The sequence below is a fragment of the Rhodoferax sp. genome (assembly GCF_034519335.1).
Taxonomy (GTDB): domain Bacteria; phylum Pseudomonadota; class Gammaproteobacteria; order Burkholderiales; family Burkholderiaceae_C; genus Allorhodoferax.
The window spans coordinates 194,663-217,127 of record NZ_JAXHOL010000040.1 but is presented as its reverse complement, the minus strand read 5'-3'; the positions used below and the strand labels follow the sequence as shown (position 1 = coordinate 217,127).

At 57.4% G+C, this 22,465-nt stretch carries 23 protein-coding genes; all 23 read right to left on the bottom strand.

The window, feature by feature from the left end; translation table 11 throughout:
• Positions 1–2 precede the first annotated feature (2 nt).
• On the bottom strand, positions 3–563 hold the full coding sequence (locus tag U5O12_RS18815; RefSeq protein WP_322580113.1) for a sugar transferase: 561 nt from the start codon (positions 561–563) through the stop codon (positions 3–5).
• Positions 560–1,510: an SDR family oxidoreductase gene (locus tag U5O12_RS18810; protein WP_322580112.1), complete on the bottom strand. Its 951-nt coding sequence runs from the start codon at positions 1,508–1,510 to the stop codon at positions 560–562. Before U5O12_RS18810 ends, U5O12_RS18815 begins: the two co-directional genes overlap by 4 nt.
• Positions 1,507–2,760, bottom strand: coding sequence for a glycosyltransferase family 4 protein (locus U5O12_RS18805; protein ID WP_322580111.1), 1,254 nt, complete (start codon positions 2,758–2,760; stop codon positions 1,507–1,509). The genes U5O12_RS18810 and U5O12_RS18805 overlap by 4 nt, the downstream gene beginning before the upstream one ends.
• A gap of 4 nt (positions 2,761–2,764) precedes the next feature.
• Positions 2,765–3,913: a non-hydrolyzing UDP-N-acetylglucosamine 2-epimerase gene (wecB, locus tag U5O12_RS18800; RefSeq protein WP_322580110.1), complete on the bottom strand. Its 1,149-nt coding sequence runs from the start codon at positions 3,911–3,913 to the stop codon at positions 2,765–2,767.
• A gap of 20 nt (positions 3,914–3,933) precedes the next feature.
• The gene (gene wbjC, locus U5O12_RS18795; RefSeq protein WP_322580109.1) at positions 3,934–5,061 is read right to left on the bottom strand and encodes a UDP-2-acetamido-2,6-beta-L-arabino-hexul-4-ose reductase; all 1,128 of its coding nucleotides are present in this window, start codon (positions 5,059–5,061) and stop codon (positions 3,934–3,936) included.
• A gap of 4 nt (positions 5,062–5,065) precedes the next feature.
• Positions 5,066–6,118, bottom strand: coding sequence for a polysaccharide biosynthesis protein (locus U5O12_RS18790; RefSeq protein ID WP_322580108.1), 1,053 nt, complete (start codon positions 6,116–6,118; stop codon positions 5,066–5,068).
• A 20-nt stretch (positions 6,119–6,138) separates the two neighbouring features.
• A complete protein-coding gene (locus U5O12_RS18785) occupies positions 6,139–6,540 on the bottom strand; it encodes a GtrA family protein (protein ID WP_322580107.1) in 402 nt (133 codons plus the stop codon).
• The gene (locus U5O12_RS18780) at positions 6,521–7,225 is read right to left on the bottom strand and encodes a class I SAM-dependent methyltransferase (RefSeq protein WP_322580106.1); all 705 of its coding nucleotides are present in this window, start codon (positions 7,223–7,225) and stop codon (positions 6,521–6,523) included. Before U5O12_RS18780 ends, U5O12_RS18785 begins: the two co-directional genes overlap by 20 nt.
• Before the next feature lie 3 nt (positions 7,226–7,228).
• Positions 7,229–8,188: an NAD-dependent epimerase/dehydratase family protein gene (locus U5O12_RS18775; protein WP_322580105.1), complete on the bottom strand. Its 960-nt coding sequence runs from the start codon at positions 8,186–8,188 to the stop codon at positions 7,229–7,231.
• A complete protein-coding gene (locus tag U5O12_RS18770; RefSeq protein ID WP_322580104.1) occupies positions 8,189–9,151 on the bottom strand; it encodes a glycosyltransferase in 963 nt (320 codons plus the stop codon).
• Positions 9,152–9,158: 7 nt separating this feature from the next.
• A complete protein-coding gene (locus U5O12_RS18765; protein ID WP_322580103.1) occupies positions 9,159–10,403 on the bottom strand; it encodes a hypothetical protein in 1,245 nt (414 codons plus the stop codon).
• 13 nt (positions 10,404–10,416) lie between these two features.
• On the bottom strand, positions 10,417–11,670 hold the full coding sequence (locus U5O12_RS18760) for a glycosyltransferase family 4 protein (protein WP_322580102.1): 1,254 nt from the start codon (positions 11,668–11,670) through the stop codon (positions 10,417–10,419).
• A 38-nt stretch (positions 11,671–11,708) separates the two neighbouring features.
• Complete coding sequence (gene wecB, locus U5O12_RS18755) at positions 11,709–12,800, bottom strand: non-hydrolyzing UDP-N-acetylglucosamine 2-epimerase (RefSeq protein WP_322580101.1); 1,092 nt, start codon at positions 12,798–12,800, stop codon at positions 11,709–11,711.
• Between the two features lie 52 nt (positions 12,801–12,852).
• Positions 12,853–13,959: an N-acetyl sugar amidotransferase gene (locus tag U5O12_RS18750; RefSeq protein WP_416221525.1), complete on the bottom strand. Its 1,107-nt coding sequence runs from the start codon at positions 13,957–13,959 to the stop codon at positions 12,853–12,855.
• Positions 13,960–14,056: 97 nt separating this feature from the next.
• Positions 14,057–15,148: a glycosyltransferase gene (locus tag U5O12_RS18745; protein WP_322580099.1), complete on the bottom strand. Its 1,092-nt coding sequence runs from the start codon at positions 15,146–15,148 to the stop codon at positions 14,057–14,059.
• Positions 15,149–15,284: 136 nt separating this feature from the next.
• Positions 15,285–16,520: an N-acetyl sugar amidotransferase gene (locus U5O12_RS18740; RefSeq protein WP_322580098.1), complete on the bottom strand. Its 1,236-nt coding sequence runs from the start codon at positions 16,518–16,520 to the stop codon at positions 15,285–15,287.
• Positions 16,521–16,561: 41 nt separating this feature from the next.
• Positions 16,562–17,323, bottom strand: a complete 762-nt coding sequence (locus tag U5O12_RS18735) for an AglZ/HisF2 family acetamidino modification protein (RefSeq protein ID WP_322580097.1) — start codon at positions 17,321–17,323, stop codon at positions 16,562–16,564.
• Positions 17,320–17,934, bottom strand: coding sequence for an imidazole glycerol phosphate synthase subunit HisH (hisH, locus tag U5O12_RS18730; protein ID WP_322580096.1), 615 nt, complete (start codon positions 17,932–17,934; stop codon positions 17,320–17,322). The genes U5O12_RS18735 and hisH overlap by 4 nt, the downstream gene beginning before the upstream one ends.
• Positions 17,931–18,755 carry a glycosyltransferase family 2 protein gene (locus U5O12_RS18725; protein ID WP_322580095.1) on the bottom strand — a complete coding sequence of 275 codons (825 nt, stop codon included), beginning with the start codon at positions 18,753–18,755 and terminating at the stop codon, positions 17,931–17,933. The genes hisH and U5O12_RS18725 overlap by 4 nt, the downstream gene beginning before the upstream one ends.
• A gap of 381 nt (positions 18,756–19,136) precedes the next feature.
• Positions 19,137–20,441, bottom strand: coding sequence for a lipopolysaccharide biosynthesis protein (locus U5O12_RS18720; protein ID WP_322580094.1), 1,305 nt, complete (start codon positions 20,439–20,441; stop codon positions 19,137–19,139).
• A gap of 42 nt (positions 20,442–20,483) precedes the next feature.
• Complete coding sequence (locus U5O12_RS18715) at positions 20,484–21,266, bottom strand: cephalosporin hydroxylase family protein (protein ID WP_322580093.1); 783 nt, start codon at positions 21,264–21,266, stop codon at positions 20,484–20,486.
• Positions 21,267–21,280: 14 nt separating this feature from the next.
• A complete protein-coding gene (locus tag U5O12_RS18710; RefSeq protein WP_322580092.1) occupies positions 21,281–22,075 on the bottom strand; it encodes an NAD-dependent epimerase/dehydratase family protein in 795 nt (264 codons plus the stop codon).
• The gene (locus tag U5O12_RS18705) at positions 22,072–22,401 is read right to left on the bottom strand and encodes an acyltransferase (RefSeq protein WP_322580091.1); all 330 of its coding nucleotides are present in this window, start codon (positions 22,399–22,401) and stop codon (positions 22,072–22,074) included. Before U5O12_RS18705 ends, U5O12_RS18710 begins: the two co-directional genes overlap by 4 nt.
• Positions 22,402–22,465 lie beyond the last annotated feature (64 nt).

The following is a 22,465-nucleotide window of genomic DNA, read 5'->3' as shown; positions in this document are numbered from 1 at the left end:
AATTAATGGGTAACACTTTCCCGTTTCAAAACTTTCACGATGGTAAGGGCAATTATCTTCAGATCCAAACCCAGAGAACGCCGCTTCAAATATTCCTCATCCAGCGCCACCTTAAGAGGAATGGGCAATTCATCGCGCCCATTGATTTGCGCCCAACCGGTCAAACCTGGCACCAACACATGAATGCCTTTGCTGGTCCGCAGACTTATCAAGTCTTGCTGATTGAATAATGCGGGGCGCGGACCGACAAAACTCATGTCGCCACGCAGAATGCACCACAACTGTGGCACTTCGTCCAAACTGCTTTTACGTAGAAACGATCCTATTGGCGTCAACCACTGCTCAGGATTTTCCAGTAAGTGGGTGGCTACGGCCGGAGTATCTACGCGCATGCTGCGGAATTTGGGCATTTTGAACAGGCAATTATTCCGCCCGACCCGGTCACTCCAGTACAGAGCAGGCCCTCGGGAGGTCAAACGAACAGCCACAATTAAAAGAAGTATCGGGACGGCCAATAGCAACCCCGCCACCCCGGCCAGTATTACGTCGAGTGAACGCTTCATTTTCGAAACTCTTGTGCGGTAAGCCTGAGCCCCTCATCCATTGTCAGCGGCGGGGTCCACCCTAGTAAATAACGAGTTTTTCTGATATCGACCTGCAAAGAATTGCAGAGTCGATGGTACGTGTCCTTTTTGCGCATCAAGTGTGCACCTGCCTCCAGAAAGGCCAGTGGCACTGCCGGTAAACGCACCGGTACGTCCAAAGCATGCCCCATACGCCGTAGCAATTCCGCTGTCGACAAATCCTCACCGTCGCCGGCAAGAAATATCTGATTGGCGGCGGCGTGATGTTGAGTACAGACTGTTATCAAATCCACCAGATTATCTAGAGCCACAAAGCTGCGCCGGTTATGCGTCACCGCTCCCAAAGGCAATGGAAAGCCCCGGGACAGCCAGCGCATCATGGAAGCGAAATTGGCCCTTACCCCTGGACCATAAACCAGGGGGGGGCGGATGATGACCACCTCCATATCGGTTTCCCGGGAAAGCTGTTGCAGCCCCTGCTCGGCTTCCCATTTGGAGATGCCATAGGCATCCTCCGGCTCTGGCAGGGTGTCTGCAGAAAAAGGGACGCCCGGGTAGGTTCGCTCACCGAGTGCCTTCACAGAGCTGATGAACACAAAGCGTCGAACTCCGGCCGCGGCTGCCCAGCGCGCCAACGCCAGCGTGCCTCCAACATTAATGCGCCGGAACTCCTTCAGGGGGTCTGCTGCCTTTTCATCCATGACATGGACTCTAGCCGCCGCATGGACAAGCACCTCCGTCCCTACCAAAGCGGCACGCCAAGCACTGTCGGAGGTGAAGTCGGGGATAGCATAGCAAGCCACGCCCTCGGGCGAAGTCGGCGGCAGAGTTCTGTAACACGCACGAACACCCCGGCCTGTAGCAACTAATTTGCGCAATAGCGCGCTTCCGACAAAACCGGATGCCCCCGTCAACAAGACGTTCATGGATGCGGCCTCGCTTCCTTTGGTGCAGATGCAGCCATCTGGAGCAGCCACGCCTCCAGACGGCCCAGCAGCATGGATCGTTCGAACTCCTGCTCATACAGAGCAAGGCCTTTTCGGCCCATCTCGGCACGCGCAACGTCCGTCAGCGTCGACAGAAGCAGCACAGCATCCGCCAGCCCCACGGCGTCACCCGCAGGGCAGGTCACCCCGGCGCCATGAGTGTCGAGCAGGTCGGCCCCCTCACCATCGAGCATGGCGACAATGGGGCGCCCAGCCGCGAGATAGGACTGCAGCTTGCCGGGAATGGTCATCGCAAAAATAGGTTCTTTCTTGAGGCTAACGAGCAAGGCATCGGCGCCCTGAAAAAAAGATGGCATGCGCTCCACGGGAAAGCGCCCCAGCAAGTGCACGCATGACGCGAGATTTCGCTCGACGATAGCGTGCTCTACCCACGGTTTTACACGGCCATCGCCCAAAACCACCCAGCGGATGTGGGGGTGAGTGTCTTTTAGATATTCCGCCGCTGCCAGGATGCTTGGGAAGTCCTGCGCTTCGCCAATATTCCCCGCAAACAGGACTGTGAAACTACCAAGCGCTCCAGCCAGTTCCTCGGCCCGGGACTGATCAGCATTTCCGGCAAACAGCGACTCTGCCCAACTAGGGAAATACGCGATTTGTGCAGCATCGCCCGTATGTCGGCGAATCTGAGGAATGAAGCTTTGAGACTGCGCCAAGATCAGGTCGCAGCGACGGTAAATCCAGCGGACCATCAGCCCTACCAGCCACAGGCCCCAATCCGAACTGACGATGCCAACGGCCTTCAGTGTTTCTGGCCACAAATCCAGGACCCAGAATGCCATGGGTACTCGCTTGCACCAGCGCAGCACGGCGCCAGGAATCCCCACGGTCACGGGCGAAGGCTCGTACACTAGGATGGCATCGACCCGCTCCTTGCGCAGGCGCCAGGCGCCCCAGAGAGAGGCGCTCAGGGCAAAACTGAAATAGTTGAGTACCAGGCGTACCGCCCCCCGTCCCCGCGCCAGCATAGGAACACGCACCACCCGCGCACCGGCATAGCTGGCAAAGTCTGCGGGGGCGCGGCGATAGCTATCGAACACCTGGCCTTCGGGGTAGTTCGGCAGGCCCGTCAAGACCGTGACCTGGTGCCCCTTCTGGACAAAGTCGGCCACCAAATCATTGATACGAAAGTTCTCCGGCCAGAAGTACTGGCTGATCACAAGCAAGTGCATGAGTTCAGGCGGTGTACTTCTTCCACACTACGCGGTTAATGTAATCCGTGTAACTGTGGATGATGCGCAGCACCTTGTCCGACACATTGGGCATGCTGTAATCCGCAACTTGCCGCAGATCCCGCTGCTCACCACGCGCCTGGTGTGAAAGAATCGCCAGCGCCTGCCGCACGCGATCCACCTCAAGGCCCACCATCATTACGGAAGCCTCTTCCATGCCCTCGGGCCGCTCATGAGCCTCACGCAGATTGAGTGCAGGAAAATTCAGGATGGAGGACTCCTCATTGATGGTCCCGCTGTCCGACAGCACCGCACGCGCCGAGAGTTGCAAGCGCACATAGTCATGAAATCCCAACGGCTTGAGCAAGCGGACCTGCGGGTGGAATTGCACCCTAGTGGCGTCCACACGCTTTTGTGTGCGGGGATGGGTAGACACGATGACCGGCAGGCCATAGTCCTCAGCCACCGTGTTCAGCACGGCAACCAATTTGGCGAAGGATTGGGGTGACTCAATATTTTCTTCGCGATGGGCACTGACTACGAAGTACTCTGCTGGCTTCAGTTTGAGCCGCGTAAGCACATCGGATGCATCAATGCGAGGCCTATAGTGGGTCAACACCTCACACATAGGGCTACCGGTCTTGATGACCATGTCTGGCGGCAGCCCCTCGCGCAACAGGTAGTCGCGCGCGATCGTGCTGTAGGTCAGGTTAATGTCCGCAGTGTGGTCTACGATGCGACGGTTGGTCTCCTCCGGAACACGCTGATCGAAGCAGCGGTTGCCCGCCTCCATGTGGAAGATCGGCACCTTACGTCGTTTGGCAGGAATGACTGACAGGCAACTGTTGGTATCCCCCAAGACCAGCATGGCCTGGGGCTGCACTTGCTCCAGCACGCGGTCAACCGCAGTGATCAGGTTGCCTATGGTGTGGGCAGCACCGCTGGAGTTCGCAGCACTGTCCAAAAAATAGTCAGGTTTGCGTATGTCCAGATCGTCAAAGAACACCTGATTGAGTTCGTAGTCGTAGTTCTGTCCAGTGTGCACCAGCACATGCTCGCAGTGCGCATCCAACTGCGCCAGCACGCGCGACAGACGGATGATTTCAGGGCGGGTGCCCACCACGGTCATGACTTTAAGTTTTTTTAGCTGCATGGGGTTCTTTCCAAGCTGTGTCATACCGGGCAGGCAAAGGTATCGGGCCGTGCGCGGTCAAACACCTCATTGGCCCAGAGCATGACCACCATGTCCCCATCACCCACATTGGTGATGTCATGGGTCCAGCCCGGCACGGTCTCTACGATCTGGGGCCGGGTGCCACTGGTCTGTAGCACGTGCTCCTGACCGGTCTGCATCTGGCGGAAGCGGAACCTGGCATTCCCTTGAATGACCAGGAACTTCTCAGTCTTGCTGTGGTGGTAGTGCCCGCCGCGTGTCACGCCGGGATGCGCCGTGAAATAGGAAAACTGACCGCTGTCCTGCGTTTTGAGCATCTCTACGAACACGCCGCGCGGGTCCGCATGGCACGGCACGTCATAGAAAAAGGCCTCGACAGGCAGATAGCTTACATAAGTCGCATACAGCGCCCGCATCCAACCCGTCCCCACCCGTTCCGTCATGAGCGTTTCCCGGCCTTCTCGGAACGACGCGATCTGCCGTGCCAACTCACCCACTGTCACGGTGTACTGCGGGGCCACAGTATCAAAGCCCTCTGTATTTGTCGCCGGGTCTGCGCCATCCATGAGTTGCAGGAAGCGGTTGATCACATCGTCCACATAAACCAGCCTCATCGCAGCCTGCGGGTCATGAATCTGGATGGCCAGGCCATGGGCGATGTGGTGGCAGAACGTAGCCACTGCAGAGTTGTACTGGGGCCGGCACCACTTGCCAAACACATTGGGTAAGCGGAATAGATGCACCGGCACCAATGGGTCTTTCCCCAACGCCTGCAATGCGACCTCTGCCTCCCGCTTGCTACGACCGTAGGGGCTGTCGGACGCGGCCTGGGTCGACGAGGTATAGAGAATCGGGATAGCCTGGCCCGCCGCGTGCGCCGCGTGTGCCACATCTGCACACAAAGCGCGTGTCAGATCGGCATTGCCCAGGGTGAACTCGGCAGGATCCTGCGGACGATTTACGCCCGCGAGGTGAAACACAAAGTTGACCCCCTGCAACAAAGCAGGCAACTGCTCCACCCCGTTTTCACGGGTGAAGCAGACCACCTGCACATCCTTGCGTTCGCTCAGGTGCAGCTGCAAGTTCTTGCCGACAAAGCCATTCGCCCCCGTGATCAGTACTTTCATGGGCTCAATCCCCGGCAACTGCGGCCTCGCCACGGACTATGCGCTGCATGAAATCCAGCTTGAGCAAAAGCGCCCGCATGCCGGGGAGATCCAGGCGCGTTGTATTGTGGGAGTTGTAGTCCTCACCATGAGAGCTCTGGGTCAACTTGGGCTCACCCTCTTCCACAAACTTGGCGTAGTTCAGATCCCGACCATCTGGTGGCACACGGAAATATCCGCCCAGATCTTCGGCGCACGCCATTTCTTCGCGACTCAGCAGAGTCTCAAAGAGCTTTTCACCGTGGCGGGTTCCTATCTCATGAACCGGATGCGCGGTGCGCCCCAACAGCTCCAGCAAGGCATGGGTCAGCACATGGACCGTCGCAGCCGGGGCCTTTTGTACAAAGATGTCACCGTTGCGCCCGTTCTCGAAAGCATAGAGCACCAGGTCCACCGCATCCTCCAGCGTCATCATGAAGCGCGTCATGCCAGGATCGGTCACGGTGATGGGCATGCCCGCCAGCACCTGGTCAACAAACAGCGGGATGACCGAGCCGCGCGAGGCCATCACATTGCCGTAGCGCGTCCCGCAAATGACGGTGCCGTCCAAGTTGCGGCTGGTGGCGACCATGACTTTCTCCATCATGGCCTTGCTAATGCCCATGGCATTTATGGGATAGACCGCCTTGTCCGTGCTCAGGCAGACCACGCGCTTGACGCGGGCCGCGATTGCCGCCTCCAGCACGTTCTCGGTCCCCAGCACATTGGTGCGCACCGCCTCCATGGGGTGGAATTCGCAGGACGGAACCTGCTTGAGCGCGGCAGCATGGAACACATAGTCCACGCCCCGCATCGCTACAGCTACGCTGCGGACGTCGCGCACATCACCGATATAGAACTTGAGCTTGGGATGCGCATAGCGCTTACGCATGTCATCCTGTTTTTTTTCGTCACGGCTGAAGATACGAATCTCCGCAAGCCCTGCGTCGAGAAAGCGTTGGAGCACAGCGCCACCGAATGAACCGGTTCCACCGGTGATCAGCAACACGCTACCGTCGATTATCAGTTTTTCATTCATGTTTTAAGCTTCCACGCCATTCATTGATCACCGGGGAAGACGAACAGCTTGTTCAGTAGAAAGGAGCTCAGCGCAAATACCGGAACACCTACCAATTGCGCATAGTCACCCGGCACGCCCAATCCCTTGATCGACGCCAGCACCGCGCAGAGGTTCATGGAATAGGCTATTGCGGCCACCAAAAAATATCCCAGCAAGTGCCTGGCCCCTAATGTCGAGCGTCCGAATGTCCAGCGGCCATTCAGCACAAAACCCAAAAAGATACAAACCAGATACCCCGCCAGATTCGCAGTCGCATCGCCCCACTGCAACCCCCATTTGAGCGCGTAAATGATGGCCAAGCCGAGAATTGTGTTGAGCACGCCTACGCTGGCGAACTTGGCCAGCTCCGCAGACAGCCCTTTACGCGAAGCCGCGAACATAGTACTGCCCCCCAAGAGGCAACCATGAGAGCAACCGCTCGGCAAAACGAAATGCCTTGAGAAATCCGGGGAAGAAAACGCGGTATTGCACCCGCACATCCTGAAACCCTGCATCCCGGCAACGTTGCGCCATGACAGAGGCGCGGATCAGCTTGGCGTTCGCGTCGAATGGGCAATTGTTCACCACGCGCACGGTCAGCGGATTGAAGGGGTTGTGCTCGTACACCATCATCATCCCGCCCGACTTGAGCCGCTGGCGGATATCTACTAGCAGCCGAATATGAGAGCGCTCATCCACATGGTGAAAAACACACATAGCGTAGGCGGCATCCAGAGATGCGACCTCTGCAGGCCACGCATTACTACCCTCCAGCACAAGAAAGCTGGCCAACTGCCCATGGTGCTTGCGCGCCTGTTCTAAGCTCTCCATCGAAACATCCACGCCCAGCAGTTCCGCTTTTCCGAAATGCTTGCGTGCATGCGGCATGGATGCACCCACGCCACAGCCGAAATCCATCAAGCGCAAAGCCGTCTCCACATCCCTGCCTGAACGCGCCAGCTCATGGCGCAGATCGCGGATTTTGTATTCCGAGAAATAGGCCGAATCCTCACCAGAAAAGCCTATGCTTTCATCTAATACCTTTTGGTAGCTATGCGCATGTGCGTCGAATTCCTGCCGCGTCATGATTTACCCTTTGTTTGAACCCGCAATATATGTCATACGCTCGACCCGAAGCAGCGCTGCAGCTCCCTCGAGCAGGGTCGTATGGCAGATCTCCCCAGCCGCGCCCAGCGGCGAGACGGAGCGGTAAGCGACCCTGCGCGCATACATGGCCGACAGGTTGTTACGATTGCAGACGATGCGGAGACGACGCTTATTCAAGCGATTGAATGTCGCAATAATCTCGGAAATAGTCACACTGCGTTCAGCGGCGACGATCTTGACCTGTGTACGCTTGTCCTGCGCCCTCAAGGCCTGCAACGCAACGATGAAACCGCTTGCTGCATCCTCCACAAAAAGATAATCCCTTGATGTATCCAGCGGCACGAAGATTTCGACGGGTTGATGTCGGAGCGCACAGCGGGCGATGTGTGACAGCAAGCCCTGCCGCTTGCCCTGCGCCTGCCCTGGCCCATACAGCGTCGAGAAACGCGCCAGCAGCACACGAACATCGGCGATGCGGGAGGCGAAGTCTTCGAACAGGCGCTCCTGCGCCAACTTGGCCGCAGCATAGTCATTGATCACCGTAACGGCTGTGCATTCGGTGATCTCGAAATCCTGACTGCCAGCGTACAGCGCGCCTGCAGAACTCGCAAAACCCACCATCCCCGGCACGCCGCACTGCTGCAGCCCCTGCGCAAGCAATCCCAGGAACTCTCCCAACACAAAAGTCTCTCCATCGAGATCGGCCTTACTGCTACCCATGGAGCCCACGCCTGCGGCCCAATAGATCTCCCAGTCGTCACCCGCAGAGAGTCCGGACAGGAACTCCTGTGTCGCTGCATCGAACTGCTGACGCACATGCTGCGGAGTCTTCCAGTCAAAAGACTCGCGGTAGCGATAGACATGTGCACCGCCCTGGTGCAACTCTCGACTCAGCGCGGCCCCCAGCATCCCTCCGCCCCCCAAAACCCAGACGCGCCTCATTCAGTTTGACCTGTTGCTTCGGGTCCCCACGACATAAAGTGGTTTGCCCATCGCGATTCCCATGGATACGGCCAAGTACTCTGCAATCATGCCCAGGGAGACCAGGATGCAACCGGAAAAGAAAGAGACGACAATCACCAGCGAGGCCCAGCCTTGGGCTTGGACATTGCCGCTCATCTTCTGGTAGACAGCATAGACACCGATGAGGACCGCAATTGCCACCGAGAACACCCCCAATAGGGTAATCAGCCGCAAGGGCCGCGTTCCGACAGTCAACAGCATGGTCCAGAAATGGGCCAGCAGACGGCTATAGGTATAGCCGGAAGCACGGCCTTCCTCAACACGCATATTGACGGGGCAACGGCCGATCCGCCCGGCAATCCAGAGCAGTCCGACATCGAGGTATACGCCGTGCCCGCAGTAAGCGGCCAAGCTGCGGGCAATCTCGCCCTGGACCATGCGGTAACTGTGGAAATACTCGACGGCATCGTGCCCCATCATCAAACGCCCGATACGCTTGGAGAGGCGGCTGGTGAAGTTGCGCAGAAAGCCATGGGGCGGCGTATTCATGGGCTGGGCGTACACGACTTGCATGTCCTGACCCAGGGCGCAATCCAGCAAGCGACCGATATCGCCCGGATCATGCTGGCCGTCTTCGTCCATCGTGACGATCCAATCTCCCGTTGCAGAGCTCATTCCGGCAAGAGTGGCAGCATGCTGGCCGAAATTCTTGGTCAGCCAGATCGGTTTGATCTGCACATGCTTTTCAGCCAGTTGGCGGATGCTCACATCGGAGCGATCGGGGCCGCAGTCATGGACCAGCAGAACTTCCGAAACCACGAAGGTCCTCCCCTCTGTGCTCTCGGTCGGCTCGAAGTAGCGCGCAATCTCATCCACCAACTGAGCAATAGACGTTTGGCCCTGGTACACGGGAATAACAATAGAAACGTTCTGAGCCTTCATGGCCACCTCATTCTTTCTTCGCTCTTCGCCATTTCGCCCAGACCACTCCAAGCTTATCCAGCCAAGGGTCCGCGATATGCACTAAAACCCATGCCAAAAGCAAGTAGTTGCCGAACATATAAGCGGGTATCGGCGGGAAGTAAAGCACAAAGCCTACGACGCCAGCAAATAGTACCGCTGCCCTCATATACATGCCGTGCCAAGCCATGATGGCAAGGACCAGCCCCCCCATACCCGCACTTAAATAACTCAACAGCCTAGACATTGTCAGATAACCCAGAGAAAAACTCTGGGCTGAGTTAACAATTGCATTGCGTACAAGCTCACCCGGATGCTGAGCTGCATATCCAACCAGCTCCTTCTTCAACGCACGGTAGTAGTCGGCGCGGGCTGTTTCATCGTAGTAGTTGCCTCCCGGTAGCGATGTGTCGATCTGTATCCCGCTCAACGCCTTGTAGCGGTTGTAGCCGGAATCATCCGATAGTTCGACACCACCAGCATTGGGATAGGCCCCTAGCCCCACGTAGGCCGTGTGCCAAGGCTGAGACGGACTCTTGACCAGAAGCACAAAGACCAGCATCGCCATCAAGGCGATCCAAGCGTGCACCGTGCGCTCCTTCCATAACCAGTAGCCCAACATGAACATTGACAGTAGCACAGTAGACTGGCGGACGAGGAAGACAGACATCATCGCCGCGAGCATCCAATAAATCTTACGTTCCAGACGGACTCCTCCCCGCGCCTCATAGGCGAGCCAAAGAAGGGTCGGAACGACCTGCCAGTAATAGTGATAAGCGAAGGTAACGAAATGCAGCACGATGGGGTTGATCCCATACACCACAAAGAAAATCAATCGCTGCCGAGGAGTTGAAAGCAGGCTCAGAACCCAAAGGACCGAAGCGATATGGCAAATCACCTGAAGCCATAAGACGGCCTTGATGGAAGGCAGCCAAAAGAGCAGTGTCTGCGCCACCCAGACTATGAACACATAGCCTCGATCTAGAATAGAGTACGGCACCAGATCACCAGCCTGACCTCGTACGAACTCGTAATCCATTTGCCCGGCATAGGGCAGCCGCGCAAATTCAGCATACGTCGCAGCGTCAATCCTCCATGCCAGATCCGGCCCCAGATTGGCGGCGCCTGAGAAGTACGGGTACATCCAGCCAGCTCCCTGCGATCCCGGGTTCCAAAAGGCCAACGCAGCCAACAGCATGACGGCAGAGGCCAGCACCATATAACCGATACTCACTGTCCGTCGCACCTCAGATCCCCACTCTTTTTTTTGCGGGAATAAGGGCAACATAAAACCTAAGAATGTCGGAGAGCTGACTTTCGTAACTGTACCTACTGATATAGGCCTGCTGACCAGCCTGACCCATTTCGAGGGCCAGAGCCGGATCGTGGGTAAGTCGCAGCACTGCGTCGACGAAGGTGTCAACGTCCTCGGGGCGAGCCATCAATCCGGCGCGATTACGCGCTACCACCTCCATTTGGTGTGGCAAGTCGCTGATCACGATCGGCAAGCCAGCAGCCATGTACTCGAAGATTTTGGTGTGGATGCCTTTGATCTGCTGCGGTACCCTCAAATTCGGCGAAATCGCAATCGTCGCCTGATTTAGGACGTCCATGATCTGCGGTGGCTTCACTGGGGGTAGCAGGTCCACGTTAATCAACCCCCGCGCTCCGATCGCCTCCACGAATTGCAGCCTGAAATTCTCGTCGAAGAAGCGCCCGGTGGTAATGACCCGGATATTCGGCGCACGTATCTGCAGGCGTTCGGCAATGTCGAGCAACAACCAACTGCCATTATTCTCGTGGTGCGCACCGATGAAAACCACCCGAGGTTCGCGTTGCGCCCAGTCGGATTTTGCTGAATCGATCAACGCCAAGGATGCGTAATTGAAGATGTAGGTCTTGCGCAGACCTAGCGCGCCGAAATCGGGCTCCTGAGATGGAGCAACGAGCACTATATTCCGAATGATACGGGCGCAGCACCACTGCCCCCAACGCACACCCCATGCCAATGGTCGCCTGAAAAGCGTCGGGATCCATTCGCGAACGAGCATTTCGTCGGGGTAGTTTTCATGAACGTCGTACACCACGGGCTTAAACAGCGCCAGCACTGTCATCCAGGGCAACAGGTCTATGTCGTGGAAATGGACTACATCAACCTCGCCCAATATCCGCCACAGGGACGGCAACAAATGCCTAGGAACGTTCAATAGGCGCGCGGCCCGTGATTGCGGCTTGTGGAAAGGATGAAAGATGACTCCATCGCGCCCCAGTCCGGGCTCAACGCTCCAGGGGGCCACCAGATGAACGACATGTCCAGACGCTGCCAACAACTTGGCATGGCGCCAGACGCGTGCATCAAAGTCCGGGTGAATGGAAGTCACGATCGCAATGACCATGGGCCGCCTTTCGCCAGCCTTTCCTCGAACCATGACGGGCTCCGTGGCGTCCTGCTCTGTTGCACATTCAGCCCCTGCTGCCACACCCTTGTCTGCGGCGGTCATAGCGCTACTCCGCAAACCCTCTGATCTCGCATCATGCATCATGCATCTGCAGCCAGCCTCGCCGCAATCTTGTCCGCAGCATCACCATCACCGTAAGGCGAAACATCGCGCCCATGGGTTCCGAGCGCCTGGCGAATTGCAGCCACAACGACGTCCACATCGTCAGGCGGCGCCAGCCGGTTCCAGCCAGCATCGACCAATTCCACCCATTCTGTTTCTTCGCGCATAGTGACACACGGGACCTTAAAAAAATAAGCCTCTTTCTGTACCCCGCCAGAATCCGTTACAACCAGCGCAGCGTGCTTCTCCAACTGCACCATGTCGAGATAGCCCACAGGTTCGATCAGTCGCACGCCACTGGTCTCCAGTTGGGCCAAGAGGCCATCACGTAACAGCACCCCTCGGGTTCTAGGATGCAGTGGCCATACCACTGGGAGCGTCCGCGCCGTTTCGGCCACCGCCGCTACGATCACCCGCAGCCGTGCGAGGTTATCCGTGTTCTCGGCGCGGTGAACCGTCGCCAGGGCGTAACAGCCTGGCGTCAGGTCGATGCGAGACAGTGCGCCGCCGGTCGCTCCCGCGCGTTCGCCAAAGTACAGTGCAACGTCGTACATCACGTCCCCAACAGGGACGATCCGGCCTGCGGGGACACCCTCTGCATGCAAATGACGGATCGCCGCCTCGGTTGGCGTGAACAGCCAAGTCGATATCCGATCGGTCAGGATTCGGTTGAGCTCTTCTGGCATGCGCATGTTAAAGCTGCGCAAGCCAGCTTCAACATGCGCCACGGGGATGTGCAACTTGGCGGCGGCCAATGCGCCCGCTAGCGTGGAGTTTGTGTCGCCGTACACCAGCACCACATCTGGTGACTCGTCCAGAAGAACCGCCTCAATCGCCTCCAGCATCTGCCCCGTCATGGCACCGTGCGGGCCACCATGCACACCCAGGTTGTACTTGGGCACAGGTATGCCGAGTTCCGAGAAGAAGACTTCCGACATGTTTGCATCGAAATGCTGGCCAGTATGGATCAGCACCTCCTCCAGATTACCGCTACGTGCCAATGCCTTGGACACGACGCTGGCCTTGATGAACTGGGGGCGAGCGCCAATGACCGTTAATATCTTTTTCATTGCGGCGCGCCTTCGGTGCCTCGACGGGGTGCCATGAGCTGCATAAAAGGTTTCAAGAATAAATCCGCACCGTTTTTCCCGTGATTTTTGCCACCACCGACTGAATCCCCTTGAGTGCCCGGTAATACTTGTCCCAGTTGGAAAAATCGGAGTAATGCCGCATGGGCACATGCATCAGCCGCTCAAAATCATCTTCACTAATTCTCAACTTCTTGCAGAAGAAACCGATGTCCGTAGACAGCTCCTTGAGGTCATACAGTGGTTTCTCCATTTCTCGGAGAGCCTCTTCACGGCTCATTTGTCCTGAAACGATCAGGCTGGATAGGTGCGGGCGTCGCTTGTCATAGCCAAACCGTTTAGGCAGATAGTGGTTCTGAAAAATCTTGGTGAAATGAGACTCACCGTGCTTACGTCCATAAGAGCGCCAGCCTACGGTGCGCTCAAGCTCTGCAACGGCCTGGTTCTTGTCATAGGGCATGTAGTTGAGCGGACGCACGGTACGCATTTTTTTGATGAAAGGGTAGCCAATGTAATAGTCAAAGAAATTAATAGTCTCGTAGGTCTCCAGCTGATGCTCCCCGAACGCCCTGTGAATGGCCTTCAGATTGATCGCATCCATGGCGCTACCGTGCCATGCCGAGGGGAATATCCCCTCAGTTGCGATATTCCCCCCGGAAAAGATATATCGGATGCGGTGCCTGGTCGCGAAGTGGTACAGGCTCGCAAAGAAGATGTGGTCTTGGGGTACATCCTGATTGGCAATGCCTGACTTCAGATAGGCAAGATGTAGGTCCCGCATTTCCTCCCAATTCACCACATGGGTGTGTAGGTGGTAGCCGCAGTACTTTACTATAGCCTCGATATTGGCCACCGCTAGCTCGCTATTCCAACCAGCATCCACATGGACAACCAAGGGGCGCAGACCCCATTCCTTGGCCTTCAGAGCGAGGTATGAACTGTCAACGCCACCACTCAAACCAATAATGCAGTCATACGCGTGACCGGCTCCGTCTGCCTTGATTTTCTCTAGGATCGCCTGTAGCTTCCGCCCTCCCTCTTCATTGGGAAACCAGTTGGCACGGGTGACAGCATCGAATTCCACGCAATGGTTGCACACCCCGAGTTCGTCAAAGACGATATCGGGGTCACTGGTGTCCATAATGCACCGTGAGCACACTTGATATGGGGCGGCCTTGTCAGTCATATGAATCGATTATCCCATCTGCAAATGAGCGGAAACCACTCGCATTGCACTATCAAGCTTGGCAAGCCAAGTAACGGCCACCATCCACATCAAAGCCCAGGTCCAGGTACATGGCCATCAGCTCTTTCTCTTCTTCTTGCCAGCTAAATACCCGCTCGTGGCCTCGGGTGTTGGCACGCTTAGCCGCAAGTTCTCTAGCTGTCATGCCCTGAATCAGACGACGCACAGCCTGCACTTCGGGCACCACCTTCCAGCCGCAATCGTACTCTTCCACGAATTGCCCCATCTCCGGGAAGTCACTCACTACAGCTGGAACGCCGCATGCCGCATATTCGAACAACTTGTTGGGCAAGCACAGGTAATAGCTAAGGCATACATTCTCAATCAGTGAGAGTCCGACGTCGGCGTCCACCGTGTACTCCTTGACTAACTCCGGGGGTACCGCCGGCATGAAATGGATATTCGACTGACGTACCGCGCTTGCTTTGATCTGATCCTCCAGCTCGCCAAAGCCCATGAACACCAGATGCTGGTAGTGCGGCAACCCGGAAAACGCATCGATCAGAAGTTCCACCCCACGCCCATGGACTAGCCCGCCCTGATAGAGAAACACCTGCGCATCCGACGCAGTCAGTCCCAACGTTTGCCTCAACAGCCCTTTGCGAACCAGCTCATGCTCATCCCGATAGGGTACATTTTTCACTATCCATACCGTTCTCAGTCTATAGGTGGTCCTGTACCAATCGGCAATTGATCGATTGACTAGGCAGACCGCGTCCGCAAACGGGATCAGGATCCGCTCGATTTTTCGCGCCAGAAACCTTCGCCAGCCGCGCATGGGCGACGTCTCCGTCTCCAGCTCATGCGGTTCGTACACCAGTTTGCATGCCTTCCACCACTTAATCAGCACGGAAAGCGGCAACACAGCGAGGCTGTGGCAGTTGAAGCACGCCACCTTCACGCCCCGCAACGCCCAGAGCACGCCAAGGTACCAGCCGATGACTTTGATAATCAAACCGAGTCGCCCCTTCAACGCAGCCCCAAAGAGTGGCGCCACCCGCAGAACCTCGATCCCGTCGTCGATGGCTTCGCGCCTGGGCAGACCGTCCTTCCAAAGTGCAAGGACCAGAATCTCTGCGAACACCGAATGGCCCCTTAGGCTCCGGACCATTTTGAGTATTCGTGACTCATGCTGAAAAACTGAGGGGTATATATGAATATTCACAACTGACCCATGAAACAAGTTGTCGGGCTGATAATCCCTGTGCCCCACCAAACCCTCATCGTTCCGCCGGCCCTCTCAAGGCTCTGACAATCCGTTTCATGCACCGATAGACCTGACTCGCGTACCGATACTTCCATTGATGGTTTGGGAATTCAGTGTAGTGATGGGCGGGTTGCTCGATCAACACTTCAAACTCAGCCAGCGATAGCCCCAGCTTCTTCGCAATGAACAGCTTGTCTTCGATGAGCAGCTTCTCATCATAAAGAGGGACCTTCAGTGCGTCCAAGGCAGTCGCCCTGTCCATCTGCCCGGAAAGTACCAAGCTGGACAGATGCGCTTTGCGCTTGTCGTACCCGAATTTGTATGGCAGGTAATAGGCTTGGAAGAAACGCGTCCACCTCGACTCGTAGTGCTTTCCGCCGTAGTACCGCCATCCATAGTCCCGCTCAAGGAGCTTGATGGCACTTTCCTTGTCGTACATCAGTAGATTCAACGGCTTGAGAATCTCCATATTAAGAATGTACGGATACCTCACGTAAAAATCGAAGAAGCCAACGACAGGAAAATCCCCCCGTGCGCGTTTGCCGAAGCGTTTATGGATCGCCGTGACATGGGTAGCGTCCATTGCGTCATAGCCCCACGCCGTAGGCAATATGCTCTCTGTCGCAAAGTTACTACCGTTGATCACATATTTGATTCCAGCCTTTGCTGCATACCCATAGAGAGCGGCAAAGAATGCGTGGTCCTGTGGTACGTCTTGATTTGCAAGATTCGACCGCAGAAAGGCCAGTTGCATATCGCGGATTTCTTCCCAATCAACTACGTGGGTCACCAAGTCGAATCCCAATCTACGGCAGATTTGCTCGATATTCATCACCGCCAACTCGGAGTTCCAGCCGGCATCGACATGCACAACTAAGGGGCGCAAGCCCCATTCTGCGACTTTCACGGCCAAGAAGGAACTGTCGATTCCGCCTGACAGCCCAATCACGCAGTCGTAGCGCTTGCCTTTGCCGTTGGTTTTGACGCGCTGAATCATCGCCTCCAACTGGGCAGGATCCCCCGAGCCAAACGACGGCCATGCGGGTCGCACCACTTCGTCGAATCGACGACAGTGGCTACACATACCGTGCACATCGAATTCGATCTCTGGGTCCGTCGTATCCATCACACACCGCGCGCAAATCTGATAAGGGCGATCCAACGGCACAAAGGCGGCCCGCTCGATTGGCCGGCCATCAATGGGCGCACGAACCGCTTCAACGGGATGACTATAGTCAGGCATGTACATCAGTTTTCACTCACTTTTTGGATAGCCACGTGCCAGACAACTCACGGCAGGCGCCGAGCCAGCTCGGTCCGATCTGGGTAGTTGATCAGCACAGCCCGATGTGGTCCGACGAACACGAACAGGCTCCCCGCAGCTACGGCCGAGGCGCCAGCCTCATTCACCGCAGCGGCAAAGTCGTCAATGCCAGATGCGCCACCGCAAGCGACCACCGGAACGCTGACCGACGCCGACACCTCACGAATTAGCTTTAAGTCGTATCCACTTTGTGTACCATCGCGGTCCACGGAATTGACAATGATCTCGCCCACGCCCAGACTCTCCAGCTCTTTCACGTGGTCTTTTAGACTAATGGACTGCTTCGACTTGCCGGCATGGGAGCTCAATTCATAGCGCCCAAGAAGCGTGCGTCGGACATCCACGCAACCCACAATACTCTGGGAACCGTAGATCCCGACTGCGTCGCAAATCAGTTGGGGAGAAGTATAAGCTGCCGTATCTATAACGACCTTCTCGAAACCCAACGCGAAGATACGCTGCACTTGCTCCAGCTTCGTAATGCCACCGCCGTATGCCATCGGCATGAAAGCCTCGCCTGCGATATCGGCCAGCAACTCGTAGTCCGGCCCCCTGCCCTCAGGAGCCGCCGTAATATCGAGAAACACCAACTCGTCTACCTCCTTCTCGTTGAAGATGCGGACCGAATTGATGGGATCTCCAATGTATTTGGGATCTTTGAATTTCACCGTTTTGACCAAGCCTTTGCCGCGCAGAAGCAGGACGGGGATAACACGGGTCTTGTTCATGGGATTTGAAGTTCGACAAAAGATCGCATCAACGCTAGGCCGTGACGCAGGGACTTTTCGGGATGGAACTGGGTTCCCATGATGTTGGCACGCTGCACCGCACAGACGAACTCGACGCCATGTGTGGCCGTGGCCAGCACGTCTTCGGACTGGGCACAAATCATGCGGTACGAGTGTACAAAATAGAAGCGCGCGTCCTCGGCCATTTGGTCCAGCAGGGGAGATGGCCTCTTGGGCACTATTTGGTTCCAGCCCATGTGCGGCACACGAATGCCGGGCATGGCCTCGAAGCGGTGACAGGTCATGTCGATCCAACCAAGACCTGGCGCCTCTCCCTCTTCGCTGCTGCGGCCCAGGATCTGCGCACCCAGGCAGATACCGAGAACTGGGCGCCGCAGCTCCAGTGCAAAACGGTCAAGCGCCTCGCGCAGGCCGGAGGCATTGAGCATCTTCATGCCATGGTCGAAATGCCCCACACCAGGCAGCAGCAGCTTGTCCGCCGCCAGAATCTCGCCCGTATCGCGCGACACCGTCACGTCGCCCCCCGCCTTGCGCAACATATTTCCGACGGACGCAAGATTCCCTACACCGTAATCAACAATCACTATCATCGGGTAACCGCCCCCCGCATCAGGCTTTTTAACCGGCGGATCGCACCCAACAGAATTCGGCGCGCTTCTATTAGGCAATCAAATAGGCATCTCCCCACCAGAATGGGAAATACCAGCGCCCCAGTTAGGGCGGATCCGGATCCCTTCAGAACCGCCTTCTCGGTTTCATAGAGCTGATTGATCTTGCGCAGATGGAAAGCCGCATAGGCAACGAACGGTCGCGACGCGAGATCGGCTGAATGCCTAGGCTTGGAATTCAAGTGCACCCTGTTGAACCACAAAGGTCTGTCAGACGCCGCCAGAAGGTAATTCCCTGCCGCGAGGATATAGCTCAGGGGCGGATAGGCGTTGTTCATCGGGATGGTCTTGTTGATCCACCACCATTTGACGAAATTCATTTTCACGACCGTGCTCATCCTGAACAGACCGTAGAAGAAGGCATCGCGCCGCCCTGAAGGCTCCAGATGAAATTTCGTGATGCGGGTCAGCGCCGAGGCACCTCCAAAGTCGAAGCTATGCATCCCGGGTAGCAGCCCCCCCTGTTCGTCAATTTCAACATAAGGGCAAAAGGCAACCGCAGCCTCTGGCTCTTGCTCCAACGAACCAACTAGGCGTTCGATGAATTCCGGATCCCATCGGTCGTCCGACGCCGCCCACATGAAATACTTTCCTTGCGCCTGATCAATCAAATACCTGAAGTTCGCATGCGGGCCGAAGTTGCGCTCTTGGCGGACATAGCGCACACGGGAATCCTTACTGACGTAGCGCCAACATATCTCTCTCGAATTATCAGCTCGAGGCAGTTGTCCGAGAATGAGCAATTTAGAGGTTACGGTACGATCTGCGCAAGGATGTGTCCATCGTTGGCGGCTCTTATTTTACCTCTCCATCAGTTATAGTTCGGAATTACTAACACAGTCACTCGTGGCTTGCATTATTTCATCAGCAGTGTCACCACTTCAACCCCACCTCGTTAATGTCTAAAAAACGGGCCCAACACCATGTAGGACCGTTCAAAGCAGCTATGGGAGTAGGCGGCATTGACAGGCTAATCCAGCCGTGCCAGCATCCATGCCTAGCAGATCCAGATGAACTAGAGCTACAAGTTAGGCCAATGTGCAGTGCAGAGCCAAGCGCTTATAGTCACGCAGACAGGCAGGCAGCTGGACCACCCAGCGTGCAGGCCAATGTCCATTACTGGCTCACCATACAGAGCAAAACCTCAGCCCCCCAGGTAAGGTTTTTCGGGCCATGATGGGTGCCGCCACAGCCAGATAGCCAATATTCAGGATCAGCCAAGCCACGGCCGCACCCAGGGCGCCTTGTCCCCAGACGAGGGCCAGCATCAGCGGCACGACCACGATGGCCGACACTAGGTTCTGATAAAAGCCATACATGGACCAGCCGCGAGCCACCGTCATCTCGTAGGGAATCCCCAAGGCCGCATTCAGCGCCGAGCCCAGAATCAGCACACTAGCAATCGGAGCTGCAGACCGGGCCACCTGCTCATTTTGCAGCCACATCTGCAAAATCTCCGGAGCAAAGAGAGCCAGAGTCATGGCGGCGGGAAAGACCAAAAGCGAGATCAACTGGCTACCTTGGTGATAAAGAGCCACCAGCTCATGCGGTTTGTCGTCCTGGGCATAGAGCGCGGAGAAACGAGGAAAAAAGGCCTGGAACACGGCTGCCGGCAGCATGCGCGAAGCGGTGTTCAACTGATTGGCCACGTTGTAATACCCGAACGCCGTCAGCGAGATGAATTTGCTTAGAATCAATCGATCGAGGTTAGACAGCAGGAAAGTGACGGCGCCGCTGGCTCCTAAGCCCATCGCAAAGCGCCAGACGCCTCGCAAGGCTACTTGACTATACTTGGCCGAGCGGCGCCGGTGCGGCAATATCTGCCAGCAGACTATCGCAAACCCAGCAACGGAAGCAGCGGCGGCGACCAATTGCCAGGCGAAGAAGGCCTCCAAAGTGGGTGATACCCACCACAAGATACCCATCGCGCCGACGGTCCTCAGCGTCCCGAGCACGATCTGCAGTAAGTTCAGAAGTACCTGCCGTTCCAGACCAGTCAGGCAGCCGACGTAGAGGCTAATGGGCCACTGAAACGCGACTATCAGCCCCATGAATCGAATGGCGTTCACGACATGTTCGGTAGCCTGGTGCTCGTTGTTCAGCCATTGCGTCGCAATGAGGGGCGCGGCCCCATAGACAAGCGCTGCCAGCAGCAGGCCTAGCATCCAGTAGATCACCTCCAGCGACCGAACCAAGTCGCGAGTGTTCTGGAACTCATCTGGCTCCGAGCGAGTTTGCGCTATCTCCCGATTGATCACCACGCCGAAGCCGAACTCCAGCAACTGCAGAGTTGCCAGCAACATCGTAAAGAAACCGATCAGGCCAAAGGCCTCCACCCCCAATTGGTCGATGTAGACGGGAACGGCGATGATGCTGATGGCTAGCAGCCAGAACTTACCGAAGAAGTTCGCAACGATGTTCAGCGCCATCAGCTGTTTGCGTCTCGTAATGACCGTCTCCGGCGCCCGACCTTAGCGGAGGCGCTTAAGGAAACCGTCCGGCGCCACCGTGACCTGCAGCTTGTGCGGGATGGCGGCGTCGATCTCGAAGCCCGGCTGCTCCTTAAGGTAGGCATGCACAGCGGTCTTGGGGTTGTCGCCCGGCGCCCAGGGACGATCCGGGAACAGATTTGCGGGCATGTCCTCCACGAAAGTGTCGAAGACCACGCAATAACAGCCTGGCGTGGTCAGCGGAGCGTAGGCGCGCAGTTCTGCCAACACATGCTCATGCGTGTGGTTGGAGTCCAAGCAGACCATGACGCGCTGGTAGCCGCTTGCGTAGGCCTGGACTTTGTCGATGACCTCGGACGAGATGCTCGAGCCCTGGATCATGTCGATTTTGTGCGCGAGGGGATGCGACTCGATGGCATCGCGATTGTGTGGCCGGATGTCAATGTCCAGACCCAACACCTTACGCTTGCTGGCCTTCGGATCCAGCGCAGTACCAGCCTGGACCGCATCGCAGTAATCCAGCATGGCCAACAGCGAGGCGCTGAGCACCAGCGAGCCGCCGTGCGCGATACCGGTCTCGATGATGAGGTCGGGCCGAGTGGACCAGACCAACTCCTGCATGGCAACCATGTCCTGCGGATACTGGATGATGGGGCGACCCATCCAGTCGTAATTGTAGACATAGCGCCGGCGCATCGAGGCCTCGAGCCAGGCCTGCGACTGGGCGGTGAAAGCGGCGTCACGCGGATAGCCGGCGATCTGCTGGTGGCGTTCCTGGGCGAATTGCTGGATAGGGTCGGTCATAAGCTCACCTGGGTTCATGAGAAAGCGCCGGCCAGGGCGGCCAGCACGGGTCGGGGTTGGAAATCGAACTCTGCTCGGATACGGCCGATGTCGACGGGGATGAAACGCACGGCTGGAGCACCGGGCGTCACTTCGACGGCGCAACCCGTCTGGGCGGCCAGTTGCGCCGTCCATTGCGCGTGCGTGGTCTGCACGCCGCTGGCCACGTTGTAGAGCCGCTCGCGGCCGCCGGCGGCGATGCGCGGCAGCAGCTCGGCCACGTCGTCGATGTGAATGTAGTCCTTGGCCGAGTCGGCGGCCGTCTGCAGCACGATGCGGCCGCTGCGCGCCTCGCGCACGAGGCTGGGCACGAAATTGGCGGAGCCCGCGTCCTCGCCGCCCACCACATTGGACAGGCGAGCCACCCGCACACCGGCGCGCGCATCCTGAAGGCAGAGCGATTCGCCCATGAGCTTGGACAGGTTGTAGAGGTCGGACGGATCCTGCGCCAGCACGAGGCAGCGGGACCATCCTCGCGGCCCTGGCAGGGCGCGCCATAGACGCGCGCCGTGGTGACGAAAGGAGCAGGACTCGAAATCCGCCTGCTGCAGCATTTCGGCCAGCACGCTGACATGGGCCTGCATCGTGTCGTAGGGACGCCGCCGAAAATCGGCCGTCAGCCCGATGGCGTAGATCACATGCCCCAGCGGCCTTCGGTACAGGCCGGCCTCGCCGCGGCCCGGGGTGTCCACGGTCTGCCCGGTCGCCCGCAGCCGGGCCACTAGGCGGCGGCCGATGGTGCCGTTGGCGCCCAGCACGGTCCAGCTCATTGCCGCTCCCCTACCACACGCAGGGGTTGCCCCGCATAGACGGTGTAGGCGGCCAGTTCGCCGCTCACGACGGAACCCGCGCCCAGCACGCAGCCACGGCCCAGGACGGTACCATCCAAGAGCACGCAGTTGGCGCCGATCCAGACGTCGTCCTCGATCACGATGCCGCCCTTGCCGGGCAGGAAACCCTGCTCGCGGATCAGACGCGATTTATCCTTGTAGGCGTGGTTGACCGGCGCGAAGGTGCAGTTGGCGGCGATGGCGACATGGTTGCCGATGTGGATGCCCTGCCCCGTGTAGAGCACGCAGCCCGAATTGATGACCACATGGTCGCCCGATGACCAGGTCGCCCACTACCGCCAGCAGGCTTGACCTTGACGAAGCTGTCGA

Excerpts from the sequence above, each read along its gene's own strand:
- U5O12_RS18720 (WP_322580094.1), bottom strand. The coding sequence starts at position 20,441 with ATGGCGCTGAACATCGTTGCGAACTTCTTCGGTAAGTTCTGGCTGCTA.
- U5O12_RS18810 (WP_322580112.1), bottom strand. The coding sequence starts at position 1,510 with ATGAACGTCTTGTTGACGGGGGCATCCGGTTTTGTCGGAAGCGCGCTA.
- U5O12_RS18735 (WP_322580097.1), bottom strand. The coding sequence starts at position 17,323 with ATGAACAAGACCCGTGTTATCCCCGTCCTGCTTCTGCGCGGCAAAGGC.
- U5O12_RS18785 (WP_322580107.1), bottom strand. The coding sequence starts at position 6,540 with ATGTTCGCGGCTTCGCGTAAAGGGCTGTCTGCGGAGCTGGCCAAGTTC.
- wecB (WP_322580110.1), bottom strand. The coding sequence starts at position 3,913 with ATGCAGCTAAAAAAACTTAAAGTCATGACCGTGGTGGGCACCCGCCCT.
- U5O12_RS18790 (WP_322580108.1), bottom strand. The coding sequence starts at position 6,118 with ATGAATGAAAAACTGATAATCGACGGTAGCGTGTTGCTGATCACCGGT.
- U5O12_RS18815 (WP_322580113.1), bottom strand. The coding sequence starts at position 563 with ATGAAGCGTTCACTCGACGTAATACTGGCCGGGGTGGCGGGGTTGCTA.
- wbjC (WP_322580109.1), bottom strand. The coding sequence starts at position 5,061 with ATGAAAGTACTGATCACGGGGGCGAATGGCTTTGTCGGCAAGAACTTG.
- wecB (WP_322580101.1), bottom strand. The coding sequence starts at position 12,800 with ATGAAAAAGATATTAACGGTCATTGGCGCTCGCCCCCAGTTCATCAAG.
- hisH (WP_322580096.1), bottom strand. The coding sequence starts at position 17,934 with ATGATAGTGATTGTTGATTACGGTGTAGGGAATCTTGCGTCCGTCGGA.
- U5O12_RS18780 (WP_322580106.1), bottom strand. The coding sequence starts at position 7,225 with ATGACGCGGCAGGAATTCGACGCACATGCGCATAGCTACCAAAAGGTA.
- U5O12_RS18760 (WP_322580102.1), bottom strand. The coding sequence starts at position 11,670 with ATGACCGCCGCAGACAAGGGTGTGGCAGCAGGGGCTGAATGTGCAACA.
- U5O12_RS18710 (WP_322580092.1), bottom strand. The coding sequence starts at position 22,075 with ATGAGCTGGACCGTGCTGGGCGCCAACGGCACCATCGGCCGCCGCCTA.
- U5O12_RS18770 (WP_322580104.1), bottom strand. The coding sequence starts at position 9,151 with ATGAAGGCTCAGAACGTTTCTATTGTTATTCCCGTGTACCAGGGCCAA.
- U5O12_RS18805 (WP_322580111.1), bottom strand. The coding sequence starts at position 2,760 with ATGCACTTGCTTGTGATCAGCCAGTACTTCTGGCCGGAGAACTTTCGT.
- U5O12_RS18740 (WP_322580098.1), bottom strand. The coding sequence starts at position 16,520 with ATGTACATGCCTGACTATAGTCATCCCGTTGAAGCGGTTCGTGCGCCC.
- U5O12_RS18750 (WP_416221525.1), bottom strand. The coding sequence starts at position 13,959 with ATGGACACCAGTGACCCCGATATCGTCTTTGACGAACTCGGGGTGTGC.
- U5O12_RS18715 (WP_322580093.1), bottom strand. The coding sequence starts at position 21,266 with ATGACCGACCCTATCCAGCAATTCGCCCAGGAACGCCACCAGCAGATC.
- U5O12_RS18775 (WP_322580105.1), bottom strand. The coding sequence starts at position 8,188 with ATGAGGCGCGTCTGGGTTTTGGGGGGCGGAGGGATGCTGGGGGCCGCG.